The sequence below is a fragment of the Paenibacillus massiliensis 2301065 = DSM 16942 genome, assembly GCF_000377505.1.
Lineage (GTDB): Bacteria > Bacillota > Bacilli > Paenibacillales > Paenibacillaceae > Paenibacillus > Paenibacillus massiliensis.
In genome coordinates, this window is sequence record NZ_KB898206.1 from 1 (window position 1) to 13,984 (window position 13,984).

Here is a 13,984-nt window from a genome sequence, read left to right on the forward strand (position 1 = left end):
GCTACCGTTTCCGGTAGTTATCCCAGTCCAAAGGGCAGGTTGCCTACGTGTTACTCACCCGTCCGCCGCTAACCATCAGGAGAGCAAGCTCTCCATCAAGTCCGCTCGACTTGCATGTATTAGGCACGCCGCCAGCGTTCGTCCTGAGCCAGGATCAAACTCTCCAATAAAGTTATTGAAAAGAGCGATAGCTCATTTTGAATCTGACGAGATTTAATATCTCATTGTTTGAATCTCACTTGCGTGAAATTCGCTCACTCGTTGTTCAGTTTTCAAAGATCAACTTCGTTTTCTTTACTGAGTAATTCTCGCTCAGCAACTTTTATATCTTATCATATCCCTACCAAGTTTGCAAGCATTTATTTTAATTTCTTTTGGATGTTAACCTTGGAAACTAAATACTGCTTTGCCACTCTGATTTCTCAGTGCTTTCTTGGCCGGAATTAGAATATACCATGTGTATTAATTTAACGCAACACTTTTTTTCAAAAAACTGCAACCCTTTTAATTATCATGTTTAGCTCCGATGCAGCCTCCCTCTTCAAATAACAAAAAACCGCAAGCAACAATGCAGCTTCCCGTTGTTACCACGGGCTATTGCAGTGCTTACGGCTTTGATATAGAAGAACTCGCTCATAGCGAGCCTTCCCATTACATCCTTTATCTATACCTCTATAACTTCTACTATTCAGCAGAATTACCCACCGCTTCATTCCTTGCATGTTGCTGGTCAGGTCCGACTGATCATTACCCAATAATAATTCGGCCCTCAGGATGACGATACAGCTGCTTCTCTTTACGCGGACGGAGTGCATAAGCAATCGTTAACGGCCCAATCCGGCCGACGAACATTGTAAACGCGATTAGGATCTTCCCTATATCACTCAGCTCCGCAGTTACCCCTACCGATAAACCAACCGTACCTACGGCTGAGGCTGCCTCGAACATAATTGACAGGAAAGGCTCATCCTCGATTACAAGGAGCAACATAACGACCACCATGAAGATCATGAGCGTTACCATAATAATAGTCAGAGCTCTCATCAATAGCTCCCTTGGCACACGATGACGGAAGAATACAATATCTCGGTTGCCCCGAATCATGGCATATACCGCCCCGATCATGAGCAGGAAGGTTGTGGTCTTGATTCCGCCGCCGGTAGAACCGGGTGAAGCCCCAATGAACATCAGCAGAATGAAGAAGAACTGAGTTGCCTGCCTAATCTCCGTAATATCAATGGTACTCGTACCCGATGAACGTGTGGACACGGACTGAAAGATCGAAGCATAGATCTTCTCGCTCCAGTTCAACGAGCCCAAGGTGTGAGGATTGGTGAATTCGAACACGAACAGAACTAGGGCTCCAATCCCGATCAACGCACCGGATACGGAAAGCACGAGCTTGGAATGGAGTGACAGACGCCGGGTCTTGCGATACTCGAATAGATCATTCAACACTACAAAGCCTAACCCACCCGAGATAACCAGCACCGAGGCTACCAGATTGAACAGCCAGTCTCCCGTATAGAACTGAAAGCTATTCCCGAATAAATCAAAGCCACCATTATTGAATAAGGATACTGAATGGAACAGCCCATAATATATCGCCTGACCCAATGGCATCTCTGTCGCCCAACGCAGCGCAAGTATGACAGCAGCAATACCTTCAATGGTAAATGAGAAAATCATAACCTTACGGACGATCCGGACGATCCCTTCCATGCTCTCCGCATTAATGGCCTCTTTCAGCAGTAACCTGTCCCTGAGTGACAAACGCCGCCCTAGTACTAATGCAAACAGCGTAGCCATGGTCATGAACCCCAGACCGCCAATTTGCATCAACACGACGATTACGGTCTCTCCGAAGACGGTGAAGGTAGTCTCAACATCAACGACAACCAGTCCAGTCACACAAGCTGCTGAGGTCGCAGTAAAGAAGGCATCCACCCATTGGAGGGTTACTCCATCCTGGGTCGAGACAGGCAGCTTCAACAGCAATGTGCCAATAGCGATAGTTATGAGGAGCCCAAGCACCAGAATAATAGGCGGCGAGGCCCAGCGGGTAATTTTGACGGTGAGCTTCATAGCTGCCTTCTCTCCATCCATTTTTTCAAATCTACACTTCATTACATACGTTATTTAAGAAAAAAGAGGAACAGGGCATGGACACGACCTGCCTGATCCTCTTCTTTTACATATCATACGAGTTACAGTAAGCATCTTTAATTATGCTACTCTACTCAGAGCTAATTATTCTACAGAACGATTACGCATATGCGGGAACAACAGCACATCGCGAATGGAAGCTGCATCCGTCAGCAGCATGACGAGTCGGTCAACACCGATGCCGAGGCCACCTGTTGGCGGCATACCGTACTCAAGCGCACGGATGAAGTCATCATCCATCTCATGAGCCTCATCATTGCCTTGCTCACGCTCCACCAGTTGCGCCTCAAAGCGCTGACGCTGATCGATTGGATCGTTCAGCTCTGTGAACGCATTAGCATGCTCACGCGCTACAATGAACAACTCGAAACGATCCGTGAAGCGAGGGTCTTCCTCGTTCTTCTTTGCAAGCGGCGAGATTTCAACAGGATGTCCTGTAATGAACGTCGGCTGAATAAGAGTCTCCTCTACGAATTGCTCGAAGAAGGCATTCAGGATATGACCAAAAGTCATATGAGGCTCTACAGCCACCTTGTGCTCCTTAGCCAGTCGATGCGCCTCTTCATTCGTCATGTGCACTCCGAAGTCCACACCCGTGACTTCTTTGACTGCATCTACCATAGAGACACGACGCCATTGCGGAGTCAGATCAATCTCACGCCCCTGGTAGCTAATGTGCTGGGAGCCCAAAACCTCTTGTGCGATGTGAGCGATCATATTCTCAGTCAGCTGCATAATGTCTTTATAGTCCGCATAGGCTTCATACAGCTCAATCATCGTGAACTCAGGATTGTGACGTGTGGAGATTCCCTCGTTACGATATACGCGACCGATCTCGTATACCTTCTCCAATCCGCCGACGATCAGACGCTTCAAATGAAGCTCAATGGCGATCCGCATGTACAGCTGCATATCCAGCGCATTGTGATGCGTAATGAAAGGCTTCGCAGCAGCCCCACCAGCAATCGAATGCAGAGTCGGTGTCTCCACCTCCAGATACCCCAGTGAATCCAGATAACGACGCATGGACTGAATGATGCGGGAACGTGTAATAAAGGTCTTCTGAACCTCAGGATTCATAATCAGGTCTACATAGCGCTGGCGATACCGCAACTCAACGTCCTTCAGACCGTGATACTTCTCAGGCAGTGGATAGAGGGACTTGGAGAGGACCTCCAGATCCTGCACCTTCACGGAAGTCTCGCCTGTCTTCGTCTTGAAGACAGTTCCCGTCACCCCGATGATATCCCCGAGATCCAGCATGGTGAACGCCTTGTACTTATGCTCAGGCACCGTATCGAGACGCACGTAGATCTGGATGCGTCCGCTCAGGTCCTGGATATGGGCGAAGCTAGCCTTACCCATTCCACGCTTGGCCATAATCCGTCCGGCAAGGCTCACTTCAATATGCTTCTCTTCCAGCTCTTCTTGTGTCAGGTCATTATACTTGGCAAGAATCTGCCCCGCTTCCTCTGTACGGACATACTTGCGCCCGAATGGGTCAATACCAAGTGCTCGTAGCTCGTCCAATTTGGCACGGCGAACCTGCAAGAGCTCACTGAGCTCTTCCCCGGTCTGCTGATTGTCCTGATTCTCCTGGTTCATGTTGTTGTCCTCTTGCATCGCTAGGTCAACTCCTTTATTTACTAGCGGTTCAGACCGCTTGTTATTCGATATGCTGTATGCCAGATCGTATGCCAGATCCCATCGTCCGCGGAGCTTCGTCTAATATCATCAAAGTATGTACTTCCCTGATATCATGAGAAAAAAAGCTTCCCTCAGGAAGCTTTTCGTAATTCCGAAGTTATGGTGTTACTTCTTAATATCCACAATCTTATATTGGATGACGCCTGCAGGAACAGTCACATCAACGACAGTCCCCTTTTTCTTGCCCAGAATGGCTTTACCTACCGGACTTTCGTTGGAAATCTTGTTCTGAAGTGGGTTGGATTCTGCCGTTCCCACAATCGTATATTCCATTACATCGCCAAATTCAAGGTCTTCCACAATAACTGTGGCACCGATCCCTACCGAGTCAGTATCAATCTCATCACTATTGATAATGCGTGCGTTGCGCAGCATTTTCTCCAGTGTAATAACGCGGCCTTCGATAAAAGCCTGTTCATTCTTCGCATCCTCGTACTCGGAGTTCTCACTGATGTCACCGTATCCGATGGCTACTTTGATCCGCTCCGCTACTTCGCGGCGCTTAACCGATTTCAGATTCTCAAGCTCTTCTTCCAGCTTCTTGAGACCTTCCTGTGTAAGAATGACTTCTTTATCGCTCATCAACCGATTCTCCTGTCATGGAAAAAGTTAAATGTGCAGCTCATGCACGTTTCGTAACACTATATGCCGTTCTGAGAAAATGAGAACATTCTCTGCAGATGTCTTACTTGAATTCCTCTTGTGGGCTCACCACATCAGAATTTTATACTGAAAGATTATATGGCAAGGTTTTCAAAAAGTCAATGAAGCCTATCAGGATACTTTCGCTTCTTCTTCCTCTGCCGTCTCCAGTCCTGCTACATATTGTTCCAAAATCTGAACCATCTCATCACGCTTTGTTTCCTCCATGATGATGTCCTTGACGCGTGCAGCTCCCTTGAGTCCCTTTAGATACCAGGCCATGTGCTTGCGCATCTCCCGTACAGCAACAGCCTCACCCTTGAGCGCCACGAGTCTGTCCATATGCAGAATGGCTACACGAATCTTCTCTTCTGCCGCTGGATCAGGTAGCAGCTCCCCAGTCTCAAGATATTGAATGGTACGGTAGAGCATCCACGGATTACCAAGCGCTCCACGTCCGATCATGACACCATCACAGTTCGTCTCATCCAGCATCCGGCGTGCATCCTCTGGCGTAGCGACATCACCGTTGCCAATAACCGGAATGGATACCGCCTCTTTGGCCTGTTTGATGTAGCTCCAGTCAGCCGTTCCTGTATAGAGCTGCTCACGCGTCCGTCCATGCACACTTATAGCCTGTCCACCGGCGCGCTCAACCGCGCGGGCATTCTCTACCACGTAGATATGCTCGTGATCCCAGCCGATACGCATCTTGACTGTTACGGGCTTCTGGACAGCATCCACTACCGCCGACACCATTTCATAAATTTTGTTAGGGTCCAGCAGCCAGCGTGCGCCAGCATCACACTTCGTTACCTTTGGTACAGGGCAACCCATATTGATATCTATAATATCGGCATTTGTCTCCTGATCCACAACCTTGGCTGCTTCAACCAGTGTCTCCCGATCACCGCCAAAAATCTGCAGGCTGAGCGGCTTCTCACGCTCGTCGACGAACAGCATCTCACGCGTGCGCTTGTTACCATGCATGATCGCTTTGTCGCTAACCATCTCAGCACAGACCAGCCCTGTACCGAATTCCTTTGCAATCAAGCGAAAAGCCGGGTTGCAGACGCCGGCCATCGGAGCCAGCACAACCTGATTCTTCATTTCGATTGATCCAATCTTCAGCATGTTGTCCTCTTTCACCCCTTTAGCTCATCTTCCGGATTCAGCTCCTGGCTACTAACGCCTAGAGCTGCCGCAATTTTATCAACGATCTGAGAAGTTGCCTTGCGGTTACCTCTCTCAATGGACCCAATTAATACTAAGGATAGACCTGTCTTTTCAGCTAATTGCTGCTGCGTGTATCCCTTCAGCTTCCTGAAGGCTCGGATTCGATATGCGAGACGCATGTTTTCCACAGCCGGACGCCTCCCTTACCTTCCACTATCTCTAGGGCAGTCTGTACTAGATGATGGAGCACAGGCGTGTCAGCCGCAACAACATCCGCTAATGGAACGAGGACAAAAGCCCGTTCCTCCATTCGAGGATGGGGAAGCTCTAGTTCTTCCGTCTGAATACTCTGATCCTCCATCCACAGCAAATCCAAATCCACTGTGCGAGGGCCCCAACGAATGCTACGCTCGCGTCCCAGCTGCTGCTCTACTTGCAGCATACAGGCAAGCAGTGCCTGTGGAGACAACGTGGTAGTTACTGCAATGACCATATTTAGAAAAGCGGGCTGATCCAGATACCCCACAGGATCTGTCTCGTAGATTCCAGAACAGCGCAGTAGTTGAACCTCATCGTGCGCATCCAACAATGCAATCGCAGAGCGCAGCGTCTGTTCCCGATCTCCAAGATTAGCCCCCAAAGCAATATAAGCCTCTGATGATTCAGAGGTCGGATAAGCAGTCATGTACATGTCTCACTTTCTTGTACGATACAGCTCCACCGTCACACCTTGGAAATGGATATCAAAAGGCGGATGCGGCTTCGTGACCCTGACGGTCAGTGCATTGACACTAGTATAATTGTCCAGTAGGGAAGATGCAATACGTTCCCCCAAGGCTTCAATTAATTGGAACGATTCTTTCTCTACAATCGGCTTCACTTGTTCATGCACCTCGGCATAATTGACGGTCTGATTCAGATCATCCCTCTCACCAGCTGCCCGCAGATCAAGCTCCAGCTCCAGGTCAATATAGAAGCGCTGACCAAGCTTACGCTCCTCTGCGAATACACCATGATACCCGTAATACTCCATGCCGCGGATTATGATTTTATCCATCTTAATGCCCCCTTAACTAGTTAACGACGTATGTCCAGTACCTCACTGCAGCTTCAGCTACACTACACACTCAGATCCTTCTCAAGTCTTGCGAGGCATACAGCATCGCATCACTCATACGGACTGTTCTCGCGATCTTGCCCACATCATGCACGCGTACAATCTGGCACCCCTGCGCAATACCGAAGGCCACCGTAGCAGCTGTCCCCTCCACCACATCATCAGCAGGCAGATCAAGCACCGTACGGATAAATCGCTTGCGTGATGTGCCCAACAACAGCGGGTATCCCAGCTCGCCCAGTTTATATAGGGAGGCCATGACCTGCAGGTTCTCATCATGATTTTTGGCGAAGCCGATACCAGGGTCCAAAATAATCTGTTCACGCTGCACACCAGCGGCTTCAGCAAGCTTGATGCTTTCCAGAAGATCTGCTTCCATATCGTGTATCAAATGGGTATACTCCCGATCATGGCGATTGTGCATGATAATTACGGGACACCCGGCCTCAGCTGCTACGCCAGCCATACCAGAATCAGCCTTCAACCCCCACACATCGTTGATGATATGGGCCCCTGCATGCAATGCCTGCTTGGCTACCTCAGCTTTATATGTATCCACGGATAACGGAATATGCGGCGCCTCCTGCTGTAATAGCTCAATGACAGGTATAACGCGTGACAGCTCTTCGTCCAGTCCGACAGGATCATGGCCTGGACGCGTAGATTCACCGCCAATATCAATGATATCTGCCCCTTCCTCGACCAGTTGTAGTGCATGACGCAGAGCAAGCTCCGGGGTCTGATGGCTCCCACCATCGGAGAAGGAGTCTGGGGTTACATTCAGTATGCCCATGATCAGTGTGCTCTTCCCTAGCCTTAGCTCGGTTGGACCGCATGTGTAGCTTCGTTCATATATGACGGGTGTCATTTTACCCCCACGCTTTCTTCTGATAGTCTTCTAGCAGTTCTTCTGTCATCAGCCCTGGACGCCCGTTGCCGATCACATAAGTTCTCCCCTCCGGGTCAGAGAGTGAGGTCACAGGGCTAATCTCCTGAACTGAAGTCGTAAGAAAGACCTCCTCTGCCTCCATAAGCTCCTCCCAGGTGTACAGTCCCTCGTCCACTTGAATTCCTTTGGCACCTGCCAGTTCCATGACAAAGCCCCGTGTAATCCCTCCCAGTGCCCCCGTATCGAGAGATGGTGTACACAATCTGCCCTGCTTCACAAAAAAGACATTGCTCACGATCCCCTCGGCAACAATGCCCGCATCCGTAAGCATCAGACCTTCCGTCTGTAGACCATTCACTGCTACAGGGTACCGATTGAGCTCACGCTTCGCGAGAATATTATTCATATAATGCAACGATTTCAATCGCACGCCGCTTTCTGGTGTATTGCGCCGGGTATGCAGCAGGCATAGCGACTTAGCGCGAGCACTTGTTTCAGTAGGCACAGGTGGTAATGATTTTGCGAACAACACCTCATTCGGCTGCAGATAATCCGTTCCTGGCAAGCCTAGGGCGTACTCTCCTGCCGATACAGTGTATCTTACATAAGCATCCTGCAGGTCATTTGCGGCCATGAGCTGTGCAATGAGCCTCGATAGGGATGCTTCGTCACTAGTATAAGGAATACCCAACAGCTGACAGCCTTCTTCCAAGCGTCGCAAATGTCGATCCAGCAGGAAGGGGCGCCCTCTGTAGGTTCTAAACGTCTCAAATAGTCCCATGCCGTACAAAAAGCCGTGATCACTTACGTGAATCACGGCATCAGCGGCCTTTGTCAGGACACCGTTCAATCCAATCATCTGCATCGCTTAAACCCGAATACTACGCTGGAGGAAATTGCGCAAAATCTGGTGTCCATAATCGGTAATAATGGATTCGGGGTGGAATTGTACCCCTTCCACATCATACTCCTTATGGCGTAATCCCATAATTTCACCTTCAGCGGTCTCTGCGGTTATCTCCAGACAATCAGGCAAGCTGCTCCGCTCCACCAATAACGAATGGTATCTTGTTGCTGTGAACGGCGCAGGCAACCCTTCAAATACCGACTGGTTCTGATGATGAATTGGTGACGTCTTGCCGTGCATAAGACGCTCTGCACGAATGACGTTGCCCCCAAAAGCCTGGCCGATGGCCTGATGTCCGAGACATACACCGAAAATCGGTATTTTCCCTTTAAAATGCTCAATCACATCAAGGGTTATCCCCGCTTCATTGGGTGTACAAGGTCCAGGCGATAACAGAATATGATCCGGTCCCAGCTCAGAAATTTGCTCCAGGCTGATCTCATCGTTACGCTTCACAACGACCTCTTGCCCCAGCTCACCCAAATACTGCACCAGATTGTAAGTGAATGAATCATAATTATCAATTACCAGAATCATCAGCAATTCCCTCCTAATTTATGCCTTTTGAATATTGGCATGCTCGACTTCACTGTTCTCAACTGCCTTCATCACTGCTCTAGCTTTACTACGGGACTCGCGGTATTCTCGGTAAGGATCAGAATCAATGACAATGCCAGCACCAGCTTGTACATAACCCATTCCGTCCTTGGCCACTAACGTTCTTATAATTATATTTAATTCCATATCCCCGTTATAGTCAATCCATCCCATGGAGCCTGTGTAGGGACCACGACGAACGGGCTCCAGCTCTTCGATAATCTCCATCGTCCTGACCTTAGGCGCACCTGTAATTGTTCCACCTGGAAATGTTGCCGCAATCAGCTCATAGGCGCTATATCCAGCTGCAAGACGCCCTTCTACTTGAGATACCAAATGCATCACATGCGAATAATATTCGATGGTCATTAGCTCCGGGACTTGTACCGAGCCATACGCCGCCACTCTCCCGATGTCATTACGCTCCAGATCCACCAACATGATATGCTCGGCACGTTCCTTCTCATTGGTCCATAACTCTTCAGCCATCGCCTTGTCCAATTCAGCGGTCGCTCCACGCCTGCGAGTACCTGCAATCGGTCGGGTACTGATCTTCTCACCGCTCAGCTTCACCAATAGCTCTGGCGACCCGCTTATCAGCTGGAAGTCTGGCGTGCGTAGCAGACCCATATAAGGGGATGGATTCATCAAGCGCAACCATTCATACACTTCCTCTGGCGCGGAATCCAGCTTGCGATGTTGCCGTAACGAGAGGTTTACCTGAAAGACATCGCCTTGTGCAATATATTCTTGAATACGGGTTACCGCCTGCTCGAAATCCTGCTGCGGAAAGGGAGTAGCCCATTCTTCTGTTGCTACGTTATCCGTCTGATGTGTCTGTTGTGTCTGCTGAGCTAGCCACGTCTCTCGTCTGGAACGCTGGGTCTGCTGTTCGACTGGCAATGTGGTAATGTCTTGCCATAGCTTCTGCATTCTCAAGGCCTGTTGCTGCGCGTTGGCATACATGGCCTCAAGCTGACTGTCAGACACCTCGCCCTCTGAATCCGATAGACATACGCTAACCGCACAGGTGATGACCTGCTGATGGTGATCGTAAATCCATACCTCATTCAGACGCATCCATAGATAATCAGGCAGTCCTAGATCGTCAGTGGCCTGCTCTGGAAGTCGCTCCAAGGAACGTACGACATCGTAGCTCAGGAATCCGACACAGCCTCCATGATAATAGGGCTCGTCCTTAAGCCGAGGAGCACGATACGGAGTCATCCACTGCTTCAGCACTTCAAGTGGTTGTCCCTCATTGACACTCTCCCCGTGGTGCACCAGATTCTTCAGCTGTGCATGTAATCCTTTGCCTGACAGGATCTCGACAGGCTGCAATCCCAAATACGTATACCGTCCGTCCTTGCCGCTCTCCAGCACAAATGCATAATCAGAAGCCTGCTCCCAGGCCCGACTCCAGGTAGAGGGGAGGGCCGCAGCCTCTGTCTTCAGCAGGAAGGGAAGTACATTAGTTCCTTCCTGCCACCATGTCCTCCACTGCTCCAGTGTAATTACATCCTGTATACTCATGAGTCATTCCTCAATTCCGCCATTCCGGCTCATCTGCTTATCTCTTTATATCATGAGCAACTGGTGGAAATCTATCATAAGAAAAACCCCCACCCCTGTCACTACAGCGGACAGAGATGAGGGTATGGCTACAGATCACTATGCAATTAAGCCTCGAAGTTGTATAGTGGCGTACTCAGGTAGCGTTCTCCGTTACTAGGGACAATGGCAACTACGCGCTTGCCCTTACCCAGCTCCTTGGCTACCTTGAGCGCAGCGAAGACCGCCGCACCGGAGGAAATACCGGACAGGATGCCTTCTTCCTTGGCTAGTTGACGCGCTGTCTCGAACGCTTCATCATTCTCGACATGAGTAATTACATCGTAGACTTCCTGATTCAGGATTTCTGGAATGAAGTTCGCGCCAATCCCTTGAATTTTGTGAGGGCCAGGCTTACCGCCTGCCAGGATTGGAGAAGCAGCTGGCTCGACAGCCACTACCTTCACCCCTGGGAATTCCTTCTTGAGCACCTCTCCTGCACCTGTAATTGTACCACCAGTACCGATCCCTGCTACGAAAGCGTCAAGGCTACCCCCGATAGACTGTATAGCTTCTACAATCTCAGGACCTGTAGTCTCACGGTGGATTTTCACATTAGCCTTGTTCTTGAATTGCTCTGCTGCAAAGTATTCTGGATTCTCCTTCAGAATCTCCTCGGCCTTCTTGACAGCGCCGTTCATCCCCTCAGACCCCGGAGTAAGTACCAGCTCTGCACCATAGGCGCGAAGCAGGTTACGACGCTCCAAGCTCATCGTCTCTGGCATTACAATAATTGCTTTATAGCCTTTAGCAGAGGCCACCATCGCCAAGCCGATTCCCGTGTTACCGCTTGTTGCTTCTACGATCGTTCCGCCTGGTTTCAGAAGACCATCTTTCTCCGCTTCCTCTACCATGCTGACAGCGATCCGATCCTTAACGCTCGCACCCGGATTCTGGAACTCCAGCTTCACGTAGATCTCTGCACTATCCTCCGGCACGATACGATTCAAGCGAACAAGCGGTGTTCCACCAATCAGTTCAGTTACGTTATTAACGACTTTCGGCATAATCATGGCCTCCTTGGCAATAAATATATAGCTGTGATATTAAGCTTGAATGAATGCTCCAACGCTTCTGTGTGTAAAGGATCAATTCCCGAGTAATCAGGTTGGTTTTGAGATAATCATAACAAAGTTATCGTTTTGTTGTCAACTGAGAGGAAGAAGAAAGTACGATATTATTTTCAAAATGAGAAAAAGCACACCAAATCGATCATCGACCTCTTCAGTGCGCTTTGTACCCATCATCTTCATCTGTATTTAGCCAGGCTTGAGGCAAACAAACTCATAAACTCATGCTCAGTACGATACTACAACGAAGGCTGATCTTCAATCAGACGAGCCCCGTATTTGGCACGCAGACTCTCCTCCAATTGATCGAGTGGCCCAGCCTGCTGGAGTGCTAGCTCTTCACGGACAGCTTCACGAATCTTGTTCGGGTTCGTCTCACCATCGGTTCGGATACCCTTAACGTACACAATGGCGAATCCTTCATCCAATGTGATGGGTCCTGCAATATCACCAGGACTTAGTGACTTGACAGCAGACATGACCTGTTCCGATATGAAGGGATCGCCTTCATCTAGCCAACCCAGCTCCCCGCCGACATCCTTGCTGAATTCATCAACGGAATACGTCCCTGCCAGCTCCTCGAAGGACTGCCCTTGCTCTAACTTCGTCATCACTTGCTCGGCATCGGAAGCCTTGGACAGCTTGATCCACGACAGGTTCATCTGCTTGTGCGGTTGAAAATCAGCTGCATGTTCCTCTAGATACCGATCAATCTCCCGGTCATCCACCCGAATGTCCAGCGTAGCAATCTTCTCCAGGCTAAGCCGGTAAACAGCCTCAATCCTGAGATCATCACGCGAAAGACCGAACTGGTTCTGCATCTCACCATAATAAGCCTCTGGGGACTCGTACCCTTGCATCTGCCGACTCAGCTTGTCATCTATTTCATCCTGCGTAACCTGGATACCCCGCTGCTTGGCTTCCAAGGTGATGGCTTTTCGGTTCAGCATTTCCAGCAGCGTATTGGTACCGTACCGCTTCTTGAGCTCTTTAACCCATTCCTGTTCCGAAATGGATTCCCCACCGATTATAGCGGCTATGCGAGACATATCGTCCGTATTGTCCATTCCGGTCGTATCTGCATCATTCCGGGCAGGCTGGAACCCTCTATAGACCATACTACCCAGCACCACAACACTGATGGTTAAGACAACGACAGCCGCTAACAACCCTTTTTCCTGTCTTGTCATCCCATTTGATCTCTCTTCCCGTAATTTATGCCTTGGCTTGAATCAATAGCTGTTGCAGCTCGTCTTTATCGAACTGGAAGGCTTCATTACAAAAATGGCACACGACCTCTACCTGCTCATCGTCCTCGATCATTTGCTCCAGTTCACTTTGTCCCAGACTGATCAGCGTAGCCTCTACACGTTCTCGCGTACATTGGCATCGGAAATGAATGTCCATCTCGTCCAGCACCTGAACATCTGGCAGCATCCGATGTAACATTTCTTCCAGCTCCAATCCCTCGTCCAGCAGGGAAGTGACTGGCGGGAGTGCTCCTACAGCATGTTCAATGGCCGTAATCTCAGCATCGTTCAACCCAGGGAGCAATTGAATGATAAAACCACCAGCGACAATCACCGAATTATCCTCGTTCACCAGCACACCCAGCCCCACTGCCGATGGCGTCTGCTCAGATTTGGCAAAGTAATACGTAAAGTCCTCCCCCAGCTCTCCCGAAACAATCGGAATGCTTCCACGGTAAGGCTCCTTCAGCCCCAGATCCTTGGTAATGTTAATGAATCCAGTAGTACCGACTGCACCTGCAACATCAAGCTTACCCAGCCGATTGCTAGGAAGATGCACATGTGGTTCATTGACATAGCCCCGGACCTCACCCTTGGCATTGGCATCCGCCACGACCTGACCAATGGGTCCGTCTCCCTTCACCTGAACAGTTAGCTTCTCCTCACCCTTGAGCATAGCGCCCATCATGGCAGCGGCCGTGACCGTACGCCCTAATGCAGCAGTAGCTGTAGGAAAGGTATCGTGTCTTCTCCGCAACTCCTCTACCAGCTCAGTAGTCCGGATGGCAAAAGCACGCACCCGTCCTTCCATCGCCGTGCCCCGGATCAACCGATCTTGCTTCTTCTCCATAC

14 protein-coding genes and 1 rRNA gene are annotated in these 13,984 nt (G+C 49.7%); all 15 read right to left on the minus strand.

Annotated elements, in window-relative coordinates; all coding sequences use genetic code 11:
- Positions 1 to 170, minus strand: a 16S ribosomal RNA gene (locus D328_RS0126175); the annotation flags it as partial.
- A gap of 577 nt (positions 171 to 747) precedes the next feature.
- The gene (locus tag D328_RS0126180; RefSeq protein ID WP_018888011.1) at positions 748 to 2,085 is read right to left on the minus strand and encodes a TrkH family potassium uptake protein; all 1,338 of its coding nucleotides are present in this window, start codon (positions 2,083 to 2,085) and stop codon (positions 748 to 750) included.
- Positions 2,086 to 2,250: 165 nt separating this feature from the next.
- Positions 2,251 to 3,789 carry a lysine--tRNA ligase gene (lysS, locus tag D328_RS0126185; RefSeq protein WP_018888012.1) on the minus strand — a complete coding sequence of 513 codons (1,539 nt, stop codon included), beginning with the start codon at positions 3,787 to 3,789 and terminating at the stop codon, positions 2,251 to 2,253.
- 189 nt (positions 3,790 to 3,978) lie between these two features.
- On the minus strand, positions 3,979 to 4,455 hold the full coding sequence (gene greA / locus D328_RS0126190) for a transcription elongation factor GreA (RefSeq protein WP_018888013.1): 477 nt from the start codon (positions 4,453 to 4,455) through the stop codon (positions 3,979 to 3,981).
- Positions 4,456 to 4,647: 192 nt separating this feature from the next.
- Positions 4,648 to 5,649: a tRNA dihydrouridine synthase DusB gene (dusB, locus tag D328_RS0126195; protein ID WP_018888014.1), complete on the minus strand. Its 1,002-nt coding sequence runs from the start codon at positions 5,647 to 5,649 to the stop codon at positions 4,648 to 4,650.
- Between the two features lie 11 nt (positions 5,650 to 5,660).
- Positions 5,661 to 5,879, minus strand: a complete 219-nt coding sequence (locus D328_RS0126200) for a helix-turn-helix domain-containing protein (RefSeq protein WP_026281389.1) — start codon at positions 5,877 to 5,879, stop codon at positions 5,661 to 5,663.
- On the minus strand, positions 5,831 to 6,376 hold the full coding sequence (folK, locus tag D328_RS0126205; protein ID WP_025678977.1) for a 2-amino-4-hydroxy-6-hydroxymethyldihydropteridine diphosphokinase: 546 nt from the start codon (positions 6,374 to 6,376) through the stop codon (positions 5,831 to 5,833). Before folK ends, D328_RS0126200 begins: the two co-directional genes overlap by 49 nt.
- 9 nt (positions 6,377 to 6,385) lie before the next feature.
- Positions 6,386 to 6,748 (minus strand): dihydroneopterin aldolase, encoded by a 363-nt coding sequence (gene folB, locus D328_RS0126210; protein WP_018888017.1) that lies wholly within the window; start codon positions 6,746 to 6,748, stop codon positions 6,386 to 6,388.
- Positions 6,749 to 6,818: 70 nt separating this feature from the next.
- Positions 6,819 to 7,676 (minus strand): dihydropteroate synthase, encoded by an 858-nt coding sequence (gene folP / locus D328_RS0126215; RefSeq protein WP_026281390.1) that lies wholly within the window; start codon positions 7,674 to 7,676, stop codon positions 6,819 to 6,821.
- 1 nt (position 7,677) lies between these two features.
- Complete coding sequence (locus D328_RS0126220; protein ID WP_018888019.1) at positions 7,678 to 8,562, minus strand: aminotransferase class IV; 885 nt, start codon at positions 8,560 to 8,562, stop codon at positions 7,678 to 7,680.
- 3 nt (positions 8,563 to 8,565) lie between these two features.
- Positions 8,566 to 9,141 carry an aminodeoxychorismate/anthranilate synthase component II gene (pabA, locus tag D328_RS0126225; protein WP_018888020.1) on the minus strand — a complete coding sequence of 192 codons (576 nt, stop codon included), beginning with the start codon at positions 9,139 to 9,141 and terminating at the stop codon, positions 8,566 to 8,568.
- A gap of 18 nt (positions 9,142 to 9,159) precedes the next feature.
- On the minus strand, positions 9,160 to 10,734 hold the full coding sequence (locus D328_RS0126230) for an anthranilate synthase component I family protein (protein WP_018888021.1): 1,575 nt from the start codon (positions 10,732 to 10,734) through the stop codon (positions 9,160 to 9,162).
- Between the two features lie 146 nt (positions 10,735 to 10,880).
- Positions 10,881 to 11,819 carry a cysteine synthase A gene (gene cysK / locus D328_RS0126235; RefSeq protein ID WP_018888022.1) on the minus strand — a complete coding sequence of 313 codons (939 nt, stop codon included), beginning with the start codon at positions 11,817 to 11,819 and terminating at the stop codon, positions 10,881 to 10,883.
- Between the two features lie 302 nt (positions 11,820 to 12,121).
- A complete protein-coding gene (locus D328_RS0126240; RefSeq protein WP_018888023.1) occupies positions 12,122 to 13,072 on the minus strand; it encodes a peptidylprolyl isomerase in 951 nt (316 codons plus the stop codon).
- A gap of 25 nt (positions 13,073 to 13,097) precedes the next feature.
- Positions 13,098 to 13,982, minus strand: a complete 885-nt coding sequence (gene hslO, locus D328_RS0126245) for an Hsp33 family molecular chaperone HslO (protein WP_018888024.1) — start codon at positions 13,980 to 13,982, stop codon at positions 13,098 to 13,100.
- Positions 13,983 to 13,984: the final 2 nt, after the last annotated feature.

Bases quoted from the DNA above. Each gene is read 5' to 3' on its own strand.
- D328_RS0126180 (WP_018888011.1), bottom strand. From the start codon at position 2,085: ATGAAGCTCACCGTCAAAATTACCCGCTGGGCCTCGCCGCCTATTATT.
- lysS (WP_018888012.1), bottom strand. From the start codon at position 3,789: ATGCAAGAGGACAACAACATGAACCAGGAGAATCAGGACAATCAGCAG.
- greA (WP_018888013.1), bottom strand. From the start codon at position 4,455: ATGAGCGATAAAGAAGTCATTCTTACACAGGAAGGTCTCAAGAAGCTG.
- dusB (WP_018888014.1), bottom strand. From the start codon at position 5,649: ATGCTGAAGATTGGATCAATCGAAATGAAGAATCAGGTTGTGCTGGCT.
- folK (WP_025678977.1), bottom strand. From the start codon at position 6,376: ATGACTGCTTATCCGACCTCTGAATCATCAGAGGCTTATATTGCTTTG.
- folB (WP_018888017.1), bottom strand. From the start codon at position 6,748: ATGGATAAAATCATAATCCGCGGCATGGAGTATTACGGGTATCATGGT.
- folP (WP_026281390.1), bottom strand. From the start codon at position 7,676: ATGACACCCGTCATATATGAACGAAGCTACACATGCGGTCCAACCGAG.
- D328_RS0126220 (WP_018888019.1), bottom strand. From the start codon at position 8,562: ATGCAGATGATTGGATTGAACGGTGTCCTGACAAAGGCCGCTGATGCC.
- pabA (WP_018888020.1), bottom strand. From the start codon at position 9,141: ATGATTCTGGTAATTGATAATTATGATTCATTCACTTACAATCTGGTG.
- D328_RS0126230 (WP_018888021.1), bottom strand. From the start codon at position 10,734: ATGAGTATACAGGATGTAATTACACTGGAGCAGTGGAGGACATGGTGG.
- cysK (WP_018888022.1), bottom strand. From the start codon at position 11,819: ATGCCGAAAGTCGTTAATAACGTAACTGAACTGATTGGTGGAACACCG.
- D328_RS0126240 (WP_018888023.1), bottom strand. From the start codon at position 13,072: ATGACAAGACAGGAAAAAGGGTTGTTAGCGGCTGTCGTTGTCTTAACC.
- hslO (WP_018888024.1), bottom strand. From the start codon at position 13,982: ATGGAGAAGAAGCAAGATCGGTTGATCCGGGGCACGGCGATGGAAGGA.